This is a genomic window from Nocardioides sp. NPDC054178, from assembly GCF_055585005.1.
In genome coordinates this window covers 390,093-404,097 of record NZ_JBVJKY010000003.1, presented here as the reverse complement: position 1 = coordinate 404,097, position 14,005 = coordinate 390,093, and the positions used below count along the sequence as shown (strand labels likewise).

Genomic DNA, 14,005 nt, shown 5'->3' with positions numbered 1-14,005 from the left:
CGTCGGCGCTATCGCCGGCAACAGCCCCTCCTGATCCTGAGCTTCCTGGCGAGGAAGCCACCGGCCCCGGCTCATCGAGCCGGGGCCGCGACTGTTCTCGGCTCAGCGGGTGAAGACCGCCACCGTCCGGCCCGGCACCGTGAAGGTGCCCGAAGCCGCCTCGAACGAGGACTCCTTCACGATCTCGTCGGAGCCGTCCGCCTGGGTCGGGTGCAGCCGGTAGCCGGCACCCTCGGCCTCCTTCACCGACTGCTGCTGCGTCGTCGTGGTCGCGTTGAAGACGACCACGAGGTCACCCAGTCGCATGGTGATGACCCCCGGCGTCTCGTCCTTGCCCGAGAGCGGGAAGCCGAGCTCCTCCTGGACCTGCCCGGTGGTGGCCAGGTGGAAGGCCGGCTCGGCCGTACGGATCCTCAGCAGGTCCTGGTAGGCGGCCGAGGCATCCTCGATGTCCGAGCAGCCGGGGACGGCGGCCGAGGCCAGCAGCGGCTTGGCGTAGGGCCACTTGTCGCGGTTGTCGGTGGCCGGCGGCAGACCGCGGCCGAAGCCGTTGCCGTCCTCGCAGTCCCAGTGGATGGCGTTGAACCAGTCCCCGGAGTCGTAGGAGTTGCGGTCCAGCGACTTCGAGCGCAGCAGGTCGGTGCCGGCCTGGGAGAGCGCCGGGCCCTGCGAGAGCGCGGCCGTCGCCATGGCCAGCACCTGCATCCGGGAGCGGTCCGCGGCGCTGGTCGAGGCGGGCAGCTTGAAGGTGAGCGCGTCGAAGAGCGACTCGTTGTCGTGGGCGTCGGCATAGGCGAGCGCGTCCCCGGGGGCGGCCGCATAGCCGGCCGGTGAGCCGTTGTAGTCGACCTCGGCCCCCTTCACCTGGCGGCCCTCGGTGTCGGTGAAGGAGTAGTCCGCGAGGTTCCCGGACAGCCCGACCTTGATCAGGTCCTGGTAGTGCAGCAGCCGGGCCCGCTGCTCCGCCTCGGAGCCGTTGGCGGCCGAGGAGTTGGGGTCGGTGAAGAGGCCGCTCGCGAAGCCCTGGACACCAGGGTCGGCGTCGAACGGGCCGCCGCCGCGTACGGCGTCTCGGGCTCGGTCGCTGAAGGTGGCGATACCGGTGCCGGCCATGTTCTTCTGGGTCGCCTGCACGAAGCGGGCGTCGTCGGCGATCTCACCGAAGTTCCAGCCCTCGCCGTAGAGGATGATCTTCTTGCCGTCGACGCCGTCCTTCTCGAGGGTGAGGGCGTCGAGCGCCTTGCGGACGGCCAGGATGTTGGCCTTGGGGTGGTGCCCCATCAGGTCGAAGCGGAAGCCGTCGACCTTGTACTCCTTGGCCCAGGTCACGATCGAGTCGACGACCAGCTTGCCCATCATCGCGTTCTCGGGGGCGGTGTTCGAGCAGCAGGTGGAGTTGGCCACCGACCCGTCGGCGAGGAGCCGCTGGTAGTAGCCGGGCACGATCCTGTCGAGCACCGACGTCTTCGCCTGGCCGCTGCTGGTGGTGTGGTTGTAGACCACGTCCATGACCACGCGCAGACCGTCCTCGTTGAGCGACTTGACCATCTGCCGGAACTCGACGGTGCGGTCGGTGCCGTCCGGGTCGGTGGCGTAGGAGCCCTCCGGGACGGTGTAGTGGTAGGGGTCGTAGCCCCAGTTGTACGCATCGCCGGCGGCTGCCGCGGCGACGCACTCCTGCTGCTTGTCGCTGTCCGCGGCGTACAACTCGAGATCGCAGTCGGGGGTGGTCTGGTCGGCCTTCTCCTCCGGGATCGTGGCGATGTCGAAGGCGGGCAGCAGGTGGACGTACGACGTGCCGGACTCGGCCAGCTTCCGCAGGTGCTGCGAGCCGTCGCTGTCCTTGTCGGCGAAGGCGAGGTAGCGGCCGGGGTGGTCGCTGGTCTCGTCCTCGACGGAGAAGTCGCGGATGTGGAGCTCCTGGATCTGGGCGTCCTTCATCGCCACGGCCTTCGGCTTCCTCAGCGTGGTCCAGCCCTTGGGGGCGAGCGACCGGTCGCCGAGGTCGACGACCAGGCTGCGCTCGGAGTCGGCGGTGAGCGCGACCGAGTAGGGGTCGGTGACCTTGTTCGTGACCAGCTTCTGCACGCTCGGCGCCCACACGGTCACGAGGTAGCGGTACTCCTGGCCGCGCCAGGCCGAGGCGGAGCCGGTCACCGACCAGACGCCGCTGGCGTCGTCACGGCTCATCCGCACCGACCTGCCGTCGAGCTCGAGCTTGACCGCGTGGGCCGTCGGTGCCCACACCGACAGGGTGACATTGCCGTTCTTGAACACCGGCCCGAGCGAGGCCTTCGTCGCCTTCGCGGCGTAGACGTCGTCGAGGATTCCCTGCGTCTGGACGCCGGTGCCGGTGACCAGCGCGCCGTTGCCGAGGCGCTGGGTGAGCACGACCTGGCCGGCGAGCGCCTCGCGGATCCGGTCGCGGTCGCGTGGATCCACGGTGAAGGCGGTGTACTCCTTCAGGTGCGGGAACCGCGCCTTCTGCGCCTCGCTCAGCGACGCGGCCCGGAGCCGCAGCCAGCGGCCCTCGCTGCTGAGGGCACCGTCCTCGACGCCGATGCCGCCGTCGCGGTCGTAGACCAGCTGGGTGGACAGCGCCGAGCCGCTCGCCATCTCCTTCGGCAGCACGACGGTGGTCTCGTCGATCCACTGCGCCTGCGCCTTGCTCAGGTCGAGGTCGGGGGCCGAGCCGACCGAGGGCAGCAGATAGCCGGTGTCGCCGGAGTTGAGCCAGACCTCGTGGCCGTACGTGGTCAGGTCGAGCGAGCGGTCGTTGGGGATGTCCTTCTCGTCGCCCTTGTGGACGATGTAGTTGAGCGCGGTGGCGCCCTCGACCAGCGGCACCTCGAAGGTGACGCCGTAGGCGTCCTCGCCGGTGGGCTGCAGCGGCTTGGACCACTCGGTCGGGGTGGCGGCGCCGGTCCAGGTGTGCAGGCCCCAGCCGTCGTAGTCGCCGTCAGGACGGTGGACGTGGATGACTGCCTTCGAGGTGTCTGGCGCCGGGTAGACCCCGTCGGGCCTGGTGGTCTGCTGGCCGTCGCTGCCGGCCTCGACCCAGACCTCGCCGGTCTCGGCGAGATCGATCGTCCGCTCGCCGCCGTCGGCGGTGCCGTCCTTCTCGAGCGTGTACGTCACCGAGGAGGCGCCGTCGGGGAGCTTCACCCACGCGAAGGCGCCGTAGGCGTCGCGGCCGCTGAACCCGCCGCTCTGATCGCCGGACTTCAGGGTCCAGCCGGTGTAGTCGCCGTCGGCGCGCCGGTAGTGCACGACCGCGTAGTCCCGGTCGACGGCGCTCGGGTTCTCGGCCTCGGGTGCCGCTCCGGCCGTGGTCTGGGCGAGGTCGCTCGCGGTGCGCCCGTCGCGGTCGACGACCACGGCCTTGTAGCGCAGGGCGGCGCCTTCGGCGACGGTCGCGGGGACGTACTGGGTGATCTTGTAAGGGGCGTGGTCGACGGAGCCGAGCGTGCGCCATCTCCCGTTGCCGACCTGGGCGGCGAAGACCACGCGGGCACCGGAGGTCTCCCCCGGGTCGGCGGTGAGGGTGAGCGTGCCGGCGGCGCCGGCCACCGGGGCGGTCAGCGAGAGCGTCGGCTTCGCGCCGGCCTTCGGGAGCTCTGTATCCGCGCGCAGGACGACCGAGGAGAGCGCGGGCACGGTCACGGTCACCTTGCCGTCCTCGGCGGTCTCGGCGGCGTCGCCGCCGTAGATCGCCTCGAAGCTGGCCGACTCCACAGACAGCGTGACCGTCTTCGCCTCGGTCGCGTTGTTGACCGCGACGACGTACTCGCGGTCCTCGCCGGTGCGCGAGAAGGCGTAGACGGAGTCCTCGGCGTGAAGCTCCTTCTGGGTGCCGTCGGTCAGCGCCGGGTGGTCCTTGCGGAGCTTCGCCAGCGCGGCGATCGCGGTGTAGAGCGGGTGGCTGGTGTCGTACGCGTCCACCGCGTGGGTGCGGTCGGTGCCGATCTGGTCGTCGTCGAGGTAGTCGGCGACCTTCGAGGCGAACAGCGTCTGACGGGCGTCCTTGTCGCCACCGGCACCGGTGAAGCCCTGCTCGTCGCCGTAGTAGACGACCGGGTTGCCGCGGGAGAGGAACATCAGCTCGTTGGCGAGCCGGGCGCGCCGAACGAGCTCGGCGTCGGTCGCGTTCGGGTGATCGGCCGCGAGGAAGGTGCCGATCCGGCCCATGTCGTGGTTGCCGAGGAAGGTCACCTGCTCGTAGGCGTTGGCCTTGTCGGTGGCGTACTTGTAGTCGTCGGCGAACACCGTGGCCAACCGTTCGGCCGGAGCGCCCAGCGAGGTGTAGGCGCGGGCCGCGTCCTGGAACGGGAAGTCGAGCGTGGCGTCGAGACGGCCGCGGGTGACGTACGGGGAGGTGACGTCGCTGTCGGCAGAGTACACCTCGCCGAACATGAAGAAGTCCTCGCGACCCTGCTTCGCGGCGTACGCATCCAGGGCGGTCGCCCACTCGGTCCAGAAGTCGAGGTCGACGTGCTTGACGGTGTCGATGCGGAAGCCGTCGATGTCGAAGTCGCGGACCCACCGCTGGTAGATCTTCGTCATCCCCTCGACGACCTCGGGACGCTCGGTCCACAGGTCGTCCAGGCCGCTGAAGTCACCGTAGGTGGTCGACTCGCCCTCCCAGGTCGAGTCGCCCCGGTTGTGGTAGAGCGTCGGGTCGTTGAGCCAGGACGGCACCATCTCACCGGTGTTCGCCGGGGTGTAGGGGAACGAGTCCTCGTCGACCTTCACGCCGTCGGAGGCCGGGTCGGCGTCGTCGAAGGGGCGGCCCTCGGCGTCCAGGTAGGGGAAGGCGCCCTTGGGACGGTAGCCGTACGTCTTCTCGGCGTAGTCGACGGTGTCGGCGGTGTGGTTGGTGATGACGTCGAAGAAGACCTTCATGCCCTTGGCGTGGGCCGCGTCGACGAGCGTCTCGAGGTCCTCGTTGGTGCCGAAGTGGGGGTCGACCTGGGTGAAGTCGGTGATCCAGTAGCCGTGGTAGCCCGCCGAGGCGTTCGCGCCCTCGCCCTGGACGGGCTTGTTCTTGAAGATCGGCGCCATCCAGATCGCGGTGGTGCCGAGACTTTTGATGTAGTCGAGCCGCTCGGTCAGGCCCTGGAGGTCGCCGCCCTGGTAGAAGCCCTTGTCGGTCGGGTCGAACCCCGTCGACATCCGGGAGCCGGTCAGGCCGCCCTGGTCGTTGCCGGTCTCGCCGTTGGCGAACCGGTCGGGCAGCACGAAGTAGAACTGCTCCTTCGTCGCGTCGTGACGGGCCGGCTCGGCGGCCAGCTTCGCGTCCGAGGGTGGCTTCGGCGGGGCGGCGGTCGCCGGGGCCGATGTCGCCGTCTGCAACGCCGTGGCGAGCAGTGCGGTCGCGAGCGCGGTCGCGACCATCCGGGGCGCGCCGTGTGCGCCACTTCTTCGATTCACCGGTGAGGCCTCTCTGGGTTGTGCGGGGTCAGGTGGCCGACCGTCCGGCACCCCTGGGTGCCGGTGCCGGACGGTCGGCGCAGGGGTTCAGCTGCAGGTCATCGCGCCGACGTGCAGCGCGAGGGCCGTGTTGGACCCGAGGGTGGCGGTGAACTGACCGGAGCCGTTCACGGTGACGTTGTTGCCGGTCTGCACGTCGCAGTAGGTGCCTGCTGCCAGCGACGTCTGGAAGGTGCGGGTCAGCGAGGAGGACTCGTGGTTGATCGCGACGTACGCCTTGCTGCCGCGACCGAACGCGATCTGGTCGCCGCCGTTGTCCCACCAGTTCGTGACGGACTGGCCGCGGGCGATGTTGCGGAAGGCGACCATCTTCTTGATCTCCGGCCAGGCGTGCTGGCACTTCCAACCGTCCTGCCAGCAGGCGGTCACCGCGCCGCCGTTGGGCGGTCCGGCGTCCTTGTCGCTCCACTCGTAGCCGGAGTTGATGTCGGGTGAGCCGTACGGCCAGGCCAGCATGAACACGTTGGCCAAGGTGTAGTTGGCGCCGTCCTTGTAGTTGAGCGTGTCGCCGCCGCGCTCGGTGTCGTGGTTGTCGACGAAGACGGCCGAGCTGCCCGAGGCCATGTAGCCCCAGCCCTCGCCGTAGTTCTTCAGGTAGGCGAGGTTCTCGTTGTTGAAGACGCGCTTCAGGTCGCGGGCGTAGCGGAACTCCTGGACGTCGCCGTTGCCGAGGTACTCGCTCGGTGAGACGGCCTCCCCCGCGCCGTAGATGGCCTCCTGCTTCCAGTACACGCCGGGGTTGCTCAGCCGGGACTTGATGTTGGCCAGGTCGGAGGCGGCCATGTGCTTGGCGGCATCGATCCGGAAGCCGTCGACGCCGAGCGAGAGCAGGTCGTTCAGGTAGCCGGCGATCTTGCCGCGGACGTAGTCCTCGCCGGTGTCCAGGTCGGCGAGGCCGACCAGCTCGCACTCCTGGACGTTGGTGCGGTCCTGGTAGTTGCTGATCGTGGCGGTGCAGTTGTCGAGGTCGTAGCTCGAGTAGAGGCCGGGATAGGCGTACTTGCTGTAGGACGAGCCGCCGGTGCCGGTGCCCGAGCCCGCGGCCATGTGGTTGATGACGGTGTCGGCGACGACCTTCACGCCGGCGGCGTGACAGGTGTCGATCATGTTCTTGAAGGCGGTGCGGTCGCCCAGCCGGCCCGCGATCCTATAGCTGACGGGCTGATAGGACGTCCACCACTGCGAGCCCTGGATGTGCTCCTGCGGCGGTGAGACCTGGACGTAGCCGTAGCCGGCCGGGCCCAGCGTGCTGGTGCACTCCTTGGCCACCGAGGCGAAGTTCCACTCGAACATCACCGCGGTGACGTCCTTGCCTCCTGGCGGCGCGGCCTGTGCGGGGGTGGAGAACGGGATGGTGAGCGCGGCAGCGGCTCCCGCCGAGAGGGCAAGTGCGGCAGCCATGGCCCTTCTCCCGATGAACTGTCTGGCCATGGTTCCTCCTGCGTCGAAGGCTGAATCTTGCTGCAAGATCTTGCAGAGAGACCGTAGAGTGATCGTCATCACACGTCAACCCTCAGGAGTGCATAGAGAGAACTTGCACCGCCAGAAAGGGATCTGACGGTGCAAGCGTTTGCGCAATCTTTCAGCGCGAGGTCAGGAGGAGGTCAGCACCAACCCGCTCGTGGGTACGCCGGTGCCCGCGGTGACGAGCACATGCGCGGCGTCGGGGACCTGGTTCACCGAGGTGCCGCGCACCTGACGTACGCCCTCGGCGATGCCGTTCATGCCGTGCAGGTAGGCCTCGCCGAGCTGGCCGCCGTGGGTGTTGATCGGGAGGCGGCCGCCGAGCTCGATGGCGCCGTCGCGTACGAAGTCCTTGGCCTCTCCTCTGCCACAGAAGCCGAGCTCCTCGAGCTGCATGAGTACGTAGGGGGTGAAGTGGTCGTAGAGGACGGCGGTGTCGATGTCGGCCGGGGTCAGGCCGGACTGACGCCAGAGGTCCTTGGCGACGACGCCCATCTCCGGGATGCCGATCTCGTCGCGGTAGTAGGAGGTCATCACGTACTGGTCGGCGGCGCTGCCCTGGGCGGCCGCGGCGATCTGGACCGGTGGGTGGGGCAGGTCGCGCGCCCGCTCGGGGCTGGTGACGACGATCGCGACGGCGCCGTCGGACTCCTGGCAGCAGTCGAGCAGGTGCAGCGGGTCGGCGATCATCCGGGAGGCCTGGTGGTCCTCGAGCGTGATCGGCTTCTGGTAGAAGAACGCGGCGGGGTTGGTTGCGGCGTGGCGACGGTCGGCGACCGCGACGGCACCGAAGTCTTCGCTGGTCACGCCATAGTCGTGCATGTAGCGGCGCGCCTGCATGGCGACCGTCGCCGCCGGTGTCGAGAGGCCGAGCGGGTAGGTCCAGGAGTTGTCGATGCCGTTGGTGTTGACCTGCTGCGCAGCCCAGGGCTGCACCTGACCGAACCGCTGCCCCGAGCGCTCGTTGAAGCCGCGGTAGGCGACGACGACGTCCGCGACCCCGGTCGCCACCGCCATCGCGGCCTGCTGGATCGTCGCGCAGGCCGCGCCGCCGCCGTAGTTGATCCGGGAGAAGAACCTCAGATCACCGAGGCCGAGCTCGCGCGCCAGCGCGATCTCGGAGCTGGTGTCCATGGTGAACGTGGTCAGCCCGTCGACGTCGGCCGGCGTGAGGCCGGCGTCCTTCAGGGCTGCCCTGGTCGCCTCGACGCTCAGCTGGAGCTCGGACCGCCCGGACTCCTTGGAGAACTCGGTGGCACCGATCCCGACGATCGCGGCCTTGTTGCTGAGGGTCGTCATGCGCACTCCCTAGGTCGCGATCGGGGTAGTCCGGTAGCGAACTGTCTATTACCGGCGAGTATTTGGACAGTTCGCTCCCGGACTACCCCGCCGTCGGCGCTCATGCGGCGACCCTCACGGTCCCGGTCACATGGGCACCGAGGGAGACCGAGCCGGTGACCTTGATGGTGGCGACGCCGTCGGTCACCTCGGTGACCTCGCCGGAGAACGACAGCGTGTCGTAGGGGTAGGCGGGCGCGCCCAGGCGGATCGAGATGCCCTTGATCTGCACGTCGGTCCCCGCCCAGTCGGTGATGTAGCGCTCACAGAGCGCTGTCGAGGTCAGGATGTTCATGAAGATGTCCTTCGAGCCGGCCGCCTGGGCACGGTCGCGGTCGTGGTGCACGTCCTGGAAGTCGCGCGTCGCGAGCGCGGTCGAGACGACCAGCGTCGGGGTGATCGGGAGCTCCCAGGTCGGGATCTTCTCGCCGGTCTCGAGCTTCATGGCCGCCTCCAGATCGGGAGCGTCAGCTCCTCGTCGATCGTGTTCCAGTCGACGACCAGCCGGTCGCCGATCCTCAGGGCATCCTCGCCCTCGGGCGGCACGCCGGTCACCTCCGCCACGATGCGTACGCCTTCGGGCAGGTCGAGCAGGGCCACCACCAGCGGGAGCTCCTTGCCGGGGAGCTTCGGGGCATGGATGACGGTGAAGGAGTAGACCGTGCCCTCGCCGCTCGCGACGACATGACCGCGGTCGTAGGCCTCGCAGCTCAGACACGCGGGTCCCGGCGGGTGCCGCAGAGCACCGCATGCGTTGCAGCACTGGATCCGCAGCTCCTGATTGGCGGTGCCCTCGAAGAAGTACGCGTTGTCCCGGCCGATCACCGGCCGCACGGGGCCGCTCATGCCGCGCCGCCCTTGGCCTTGGGGATGAACTTGAGGACGCGGAACAGCATGGTCGCGACCCGCTCCTCGCCGACGTACCAGGTGCTTCTCGAGGTCACGAAGTAGCCGACGCCCATCCCGGTGCTCTTCGGGCCGACGACCGAGTCGAGCGCGGTCGTGACGCGGACCTGCTCGCCGACGCGGAGGTAGCGGTCGTAGCTCTGCTCGGAGTTGGTGCCGAGGACGCCGTGGAAGCCGGCGTCGGTGAGCACGTTCATCATCGCGTGCAGCGGATCGCGGTCGGGATGACGACCGCCCTGGCCGTACATCGTCCACACCTGCGCCATCGACGGCGGTGCCTCGCCCTGCTGGAAGCGCTCGGACTCCAGGCCCATCGCCTCGAGCCAGTTGTTGATCGTGGGCTGGTTGACCAGGTCGCGAGCCTCGCGCTCGGCGGCCTCGCCCCACGCCTCGACCTCCTCGGCGGCGGCCATGATCTTCTCGTGGATCGCGTCGTCGACCAGCGTCTGCTTCTCGCTCATCGCGGCACCCTCGGCATCCCGAGACCGAACATCGCGATCAGCTCACGCTGGACCTCCTGGACGCCGCCACCGAAGGTGAGCACCAGGTTCCGCTTCGCCTGAGCGTCGAGATAGTCGAGCAGGCTCCTCGTGACCGGTTCTCCGGGATCGCCGTGGCGGTGGACCAGCGCGATCAGGTCGGCGAGCAGGTGCTGGACCTGATCGGCGGCGAAGACCTTCGAGGCGGACGCGTCCGCGACCTCGATCTCGCCCGCCTCGGCCGCTCGGGCCACCTCCCAGTTGAGCAGCTCGTTGACCCGGAAGACGGCGGTGGTCTTCCCGATCAGCGCGCGTACGTCCGGGCTGTCGGCGACACCCTGGGCCGTGGCCCAGCGCAGGACCCGGTCGCGCAGACCCTCGATCCGCCCGGCGGGGCCGAGCATGACGCGCTCATGGTTGAGCTGGGTCGTGATCAGCTTCCAGCCCTTGTTCTCCTCCCCCACCAGCATGTCGACGGGGACGCGGACGTCGTTGAAGTAGGTCGCGTTGACGTGGTGGGAGCCGTCGGCGGTGATGATCGGGGTCCAGGAGAAGCCCGGGTCGGTCGTGTCGACGATCAGGATCGAGATCCCCTTGTGCTTCGGGGCGTCCGGGTCGGTACGTACGGCCAGCCAGATGTAGTCGGCGGCGTGACCGCCGGTGGTCCACAGCTTCTGGCCGTTGACGACGTAGTGGTCGCCGTCGCGCTTGGCCGTGGTGCGGAGCGAGGCGAGGTCGGTGCCGGCCTCGGGCTCGGAGTAGCCGATCGCGAAGTGCACCTCGCCCGCCAGGATCCGGTTGAGGAACATCTTCTTCTGCTTGTCGGTGCCGTAGCGGATCAGCGTCGGTCCGACCGTCTGCAGGGTGACGGCCGGCAGGTGCACGTCGGCGTACTGCGCCTCGTTGGCGAAGATCGTCTGCTCGACCTCGCCGAGGCCGTGGCCGCCGTACTCCTTGGGCCAGCCGACCCCCATCCAGCCGTCGTCGCCGAGCTGCTTGATGAGCTTCTGGTACGTCGGGCCGTGCCGGTCCCAGGAGCCCTCGGGCCCCGGGTCGCCCGGCTCGCCGTCATGGGAGAGCCCCGCGAAGTAGGCCCTGACCTCGGCCTTCAGCGACCGCTGCGCCTCGGTCAGCTCGAGGTTCTTGGCCTCCTCGGTCTCGACGGGGACCGACGACGCCGGGGTGTCGAGCAGGTGGGCGATGTCGGTGCCCCAGGTGGTGAACCCGAGCAGCGGATAGGTCACGTCGACCCCCATGCCGCCGTGGAGGTGGTGGCAAGTGCGGAAGGCGGACGGCGCGACCTGGCTGGCCCAGTAGGCGGCGACCTTCAGGTCGACCGTGGCGGCTCTCCGGTCCGCGACGGCGGCGACCGCGTTGTCGGCGGCGAGATCGAGCGTGCGGGAGGTGACGTAGACGTCGGCCATCTGCAGCGCGACCGCCTGGAACTGCGCGAGGGCGCGGCCGAACTGCTGCCGGTCCTTCACGTAGGCGGCGGTGAGATCGCGCGCACCGGCGAGCACGCCTGCGGCGCACACCGCGAGACCGGCGGCCGCGAGAGCGGTCAGGGCCTCGAAGGCACCCTCGCCCAGGGGGTCGGCCGGAGCATCCTCGAGCACGACGGTGTGCTGCGGCACCTCGCCCGACGCGCTCGCGGGCGCCAGCGTGACGCCCGGCCCGTTCGGGTCGACGAGCACCACCACCGGTTCACCGGTCTCCGCGGAGGTCGCGGTGACCAGGAGGTGCGAGCTCTCGGCGGCGTACGTCACCCCGGTCCGGCGCCCGCTCACCGTGCCGTCCCGATAGGTCGCCGACGGAGCCTGGGGCCGTCCCGGCTCGAGCCATGCCGGGGTCAGCAGCGTCTCGCCGCCGGCCACCCCGGGCAGGATCGAGGCCTGCTGCTCCGGCGTGCCGTGGCCCGCGAGCGTCAGCGCGCCGACGGCGAGCGTCTCCCAGACCGGCACGCGGACCGCATGGCGACCCGCCTCCCGCAGCAGCACGGCGATCTCGGTGAGGCCGAACCCCTCACCACCCTGGGCCTCCGGCACGGGCAGTGCGGTCAGGCCGGCGCTCGCCCAGGCCGACCAGTCACCCCGGTCGGACTCGCGGGCAAGGACCTCGGCCACCACGCTGCGTACAGCATCGAGCGTCTCGTCTCCCATGCCGAAACTGTAACGTGTTCTACTTCGAGGCGCGAGGGTCGGCCTTCAGATTCAGAGGATCAGGTTGCCCAGATCGCGGACGATCTGCTGACCGATCTCGGCCGCGCCCTGGTTCGCCCCCACGACGGCACCGGTCGCGATCCCCGCGACCACACCCTTGAGGTAGTTGATGCCGCGGCGTACGACCGTGCGATCAGGCTCCTCCTTGGCCACCTCCGCCAGGACCGCCCGGCCTTGGACGACGGCGTCGTTCAGGTCGTCCTCGGGGAGGCCGAGGGCGCCGAGCTGCTCCAGCACCTGGGCCACGACCGTCGCGATGTCCTCCCCCGCACCCACCGAGATGGTCTGACGCTGGACGCTCTTGTGGTTGCCCATCGCCATCTGACCGTTCAAGTCCCCGAAGAACATCGGCTCGTTGTAGATGTTCCCGCCGTCACCGCTGCCGCTCATCGATCTTCTCCTCCACGTTCCTGGATCTGCTCCACCGACTCGTTGCCCATGGCGATCTGCCCGCTGAACTCCTTGAAGAACATCGGGGTGTTGTAGATGTTCGTCACCTGCGCCACGATCTGGTCCTTCGCGCTCGCCGCGCTGGTCGTGACCGTCCGGAGCGAGGAGGTCAGCCCGACGACACGTACGTAGTCGTTCTTGGTCACCGCGAACCCGGCGGCCGCCGTCACGGTGCACCCGGCGATCTGGCCGCTGCACGTGTCGAGCAGACGGAAGCCGATGTCCGCGGCGTCCTTCACCGTGGTGTCTCGGACGTCGACGAAGGCGTCATGGAGCCCGATGACGCCGATCGCACCTGGGCTCAGGAGCCGGCTGCCTTCGAGCACCAGTGTGCCGGTGGCCATCGCGATCATCCCGAACGACTCCAGGTCGCGCAGCTCGGAGCTCTTCACCACCAGGCTCGCCGAGCCCTGGACGCCGGCCCCGGCCCCCGAGTCCGCCACGACGCTCTCCGAGATCGTCAACCGGGCCTCGTCCACCACCGAGACCGCGAGCGGGCGGCACTCGCTGAGCCTCGACCGGTCGAACCTCCCCGCCGAGGTCCCGCGGGCGTCCAGCCCGACCGGGGTGTCGGTCACGATCAGCTCCTCGAAGGTCGCCGACGAGGCCCCCAGGAGCCTGACACCGGCGAAGCTGAGCCGATTCAGCCGACAGTCCCGGAAGCGGCTCTCCGCCCCCTCGACGACGATCCCCACCGAGGCGCCCTCGATCGTGCAGCGGCTGATGTCGACCGCTCCCCAGCGGCCCACGTCCGCGCCGTCGCCCTTGACGAAGACCCCGATCGCCCCGGGATCTCGGATGACGCAGTCGGTGAAGGTTCCAGCGCCTCGCTCGGAGACGTTGATGCCGGTCTCCACGCAGTCCAGGAACGCGCAGTCGATCACGGTCGGATTCGCACCCGAGCGCGACGAGAAGGCATGCCGGGCCTGGCGCACCGTCACGTTGCGTACGCTTCCGGCCGCGCCCTCGGCGAAGCCGATCGCGGTGCCCGTCTCCTCGATGATCGTGCCGTCGATCTCGGCCCGCGCGGCAGCGCCGATGACCGCGATCATCGTGTCGTGACAGGAGACGAAGCGGCCCGAGAGGATCGTCACGGACGAGCCTGCCTCGACACGCACGGCGCTGTGCCGAGGCCGCTCGATGCGGCAGTCGCGAACATCGAGACGAGCGCCCTCGATCACCGCGATCGCGTTGTCCGGACAGTCGAGGAGCTCACAGCTCTCGACGGCCCCCACGGCTCCGGCGAAGAGCACCCGTCCACCGCGAAAGGTGGAGTCGCGCGCCTCGACCCGGGTGCCCGGGGCAGCCCACAGCGCGATGTGGCCGCGGGTCTCGACGTCGATGTCGTGCGCCTCGAGCGACCCACCCCGACAGACGACCGCCTCCCCGGCATCGGCTCGGAACCGCAGTCCCGAGAGTCTCACCGCGCCGTCGCTGTCGAGCACCTGGCCGACGGTCGAGCGGATCGTCACCGATCCGGGCTCCCGGGCGACCAGCGACACGTTTCCACGCACGACCAGCTGCTCGTCGTAGGTCCCCGGCTCGATCAGGATCCTGGTCTCCCTGAGCGAGCCGGCAGCCTCCGCGAGGGCAGACCCGATGGTGGGATGGCCACGTCGCGCGCGGCCCGTCACGCGCATCGTCCTCACCGACAAGGCG

Annotated in this window: 9 protein-coding genes; all 9 read right to left on the bottom strand. The window is 69.5% G+C overall.

The features are described 5' to 3' along the window. Positions 1 to 102 precede the first annotated feature (102 nt). Positions 103 to 5,430 (bottom strand): pullulanase-type alpha-1,6-glucosidase, encoded by a 5,328-nt coding sequence (pulA, locus tag ACZ6WN_RS14500; protein WP_465865426.1) that lies wholly within the window; start codon positions 5,428 to 5,430, stop codon positions 103 to 105. 87 nt (positions 5,431 to 5,517) lie between these two features. After that, positions 5,518 to 6,891, bottom strand: coding sequence for an alpha-amylase (locus tag ACZ6WN_RS14495; protein ID WP_465865424.1), 1,374 nt, complete (start codon positions 6,889 to 6,891; stop codon positions 5,518 to 5,520). 192 nt (positions 6,892 to 7,083) lie between these two features. Next, on the bottom strand, positions 7,084 to 8,253 hold the full coding sequence (locus ACZ6WN_RS14490) for a lipid-transfer protein (protein ID WP_465865423.1): 1,170 nt from the start codon (positions 8,251 to 8,253) through the stop codon (positions 7,084 to 7,086). 100 nt (positions 8,254 to 8,353) lie between these two features. Beyond that, positions 8,354 to 8,737, bottom strand: coding sequence for a MaoC family dehydratase (locus tag ACZ6WN_RS14485; RefSeq protein WP_465865421.1), 384 nt, complete (start codon positions 8,735 to 8,737; stop codon positions 8,354 to 8,356). Continuing rightward, a complete protein-coding gene (locus ACZ6WN_RS14480; protein WP_465865419.1) occupies positions 8,734 to 9,138 on the bottom strand; it encodes a Zn-ribbon domain-containing OB-fold protein in 405 nt (134 codons plus the stop codon). The genes ACZ6WN_RS14485 and ACZ6WN_RS14480 overlap by 4 nt, the downstream gene beginning before the upstream one ends. Further along, the gene (locus tag ACZ6WN_RS14475; protein ID WP_465865417.1) at positions 9,135 to 9,659 is read right to left on the bottom strand and encodes an FAS1-like dehydratase domain-containing protein; all 525 of its coding nucleotides are present in this window, start codon (positions 9,657 to 9,659) and stop codon (positions 9,135 to 9,137) included. Before ACZ6WN_RS14475 ends, ACZ6WN_RS14480 begins: the two co-directional genes overlap by 4 nt. Continuing rightward, a complete protein-coding gene (locus tag ACZ6WN_RS14470) occupies positions 9,656 to 11,836 on the bottom strand; it encodes an acyl-CoA dehydrogenase (protein WP_465865415.1) in 2,181 nt (726 codons plus the stop codon). The genes ACZ6WN_RS14475 and ACZ6WN_RS14470 overlap by 4 nt, the downstream gene beginning before the upstream one ends. Positions 11,837 to 11,887: 51 nt before the next feature. Further along, positions 11,888 to 12,286 (bottom strand): hypothetical protein, encoded by a 399-nt coding sequence (locus ACZ6WN_RS14465; protein ID WP_465865414.1) that lies wholly within the window; start codon positions 12,284 to 12,286, stop codon positions 11,888 to 11,890. After that, on the bottom strand, positions 12,283 to 13,980 hold the full coding sequence (locus ACZ6WN_RS14460; protein ID WP_465865412.1) for a right-handed parallel beta-helix repeat-containing protein: 1,698 nt from the start codon (positions 13,978 to 13,980) through the stop codon (positions 12,283 to 12,285). Before ACZ6WN_RS14460 ends, ACZ6WN_RS14465 begins: the two co-directional genes overlap by 4 nt. Positions 13,981 to 14,005: the final 25 nt, after the last annotated feature.

Excerpts from the sequence above, each read along its gene's own strand:
- ACZ6WN_RS14480 (WP_465865419.1), bottom strand. The coding sequence starts at position 9,138 with ATGAGCGGCCCCGTGCGGCCGGTGATCGGCCGGGACAACGCGTACTTC.
- ACZ6WN_RS14490 (WP_465865423.1), bottom strand. The coding sequence starts at position 8,253 with ATGACGACCCTCAGCAACAAGGCCGCGATCGTCGGGATCGGTGCCACC.
- ACZ6WN_RS14475 (WP_465865417.1), bottom strand. The coding sequence starts at position 9,659 with ATGAGCGAGAAGCAGACGCTGGTCGACGACGCGATCCACGAGAAGATC.
- ACZ6WN_RS14495 (WP_465865424.1), bottom strand. The coding sequence starts at position 6,891 with ATGGCTGCCGCACTTGCCCTCTCGGCGGGAGCCGCTGCCGCGCTCACC.
- ACZ6WN_RS14465 (WP_465865414.1), bottom strand. The coding sequence starts at position 12,286 with ATGAGCGGCAGCGGTGACGGCGGGAACATCTACAACGAGCCGATGTTC.
- ACZ6WN_RS14485 (WP_465865421.1), bottom strand. The coding sequence starts at position 8,737 with ATGAAGCTCGAGACCGGCGAGAAGATCCCGACCTGGGAGCTCCCGATC.
- ACZ6WN_RS14470 (WP_465865415.1), bottom strand. The coding sequence starts at position 11,836 with ATGGGAGACGAGACGCTCGATGCTGTACGCAGCGTGGTGGCCGAGGTC.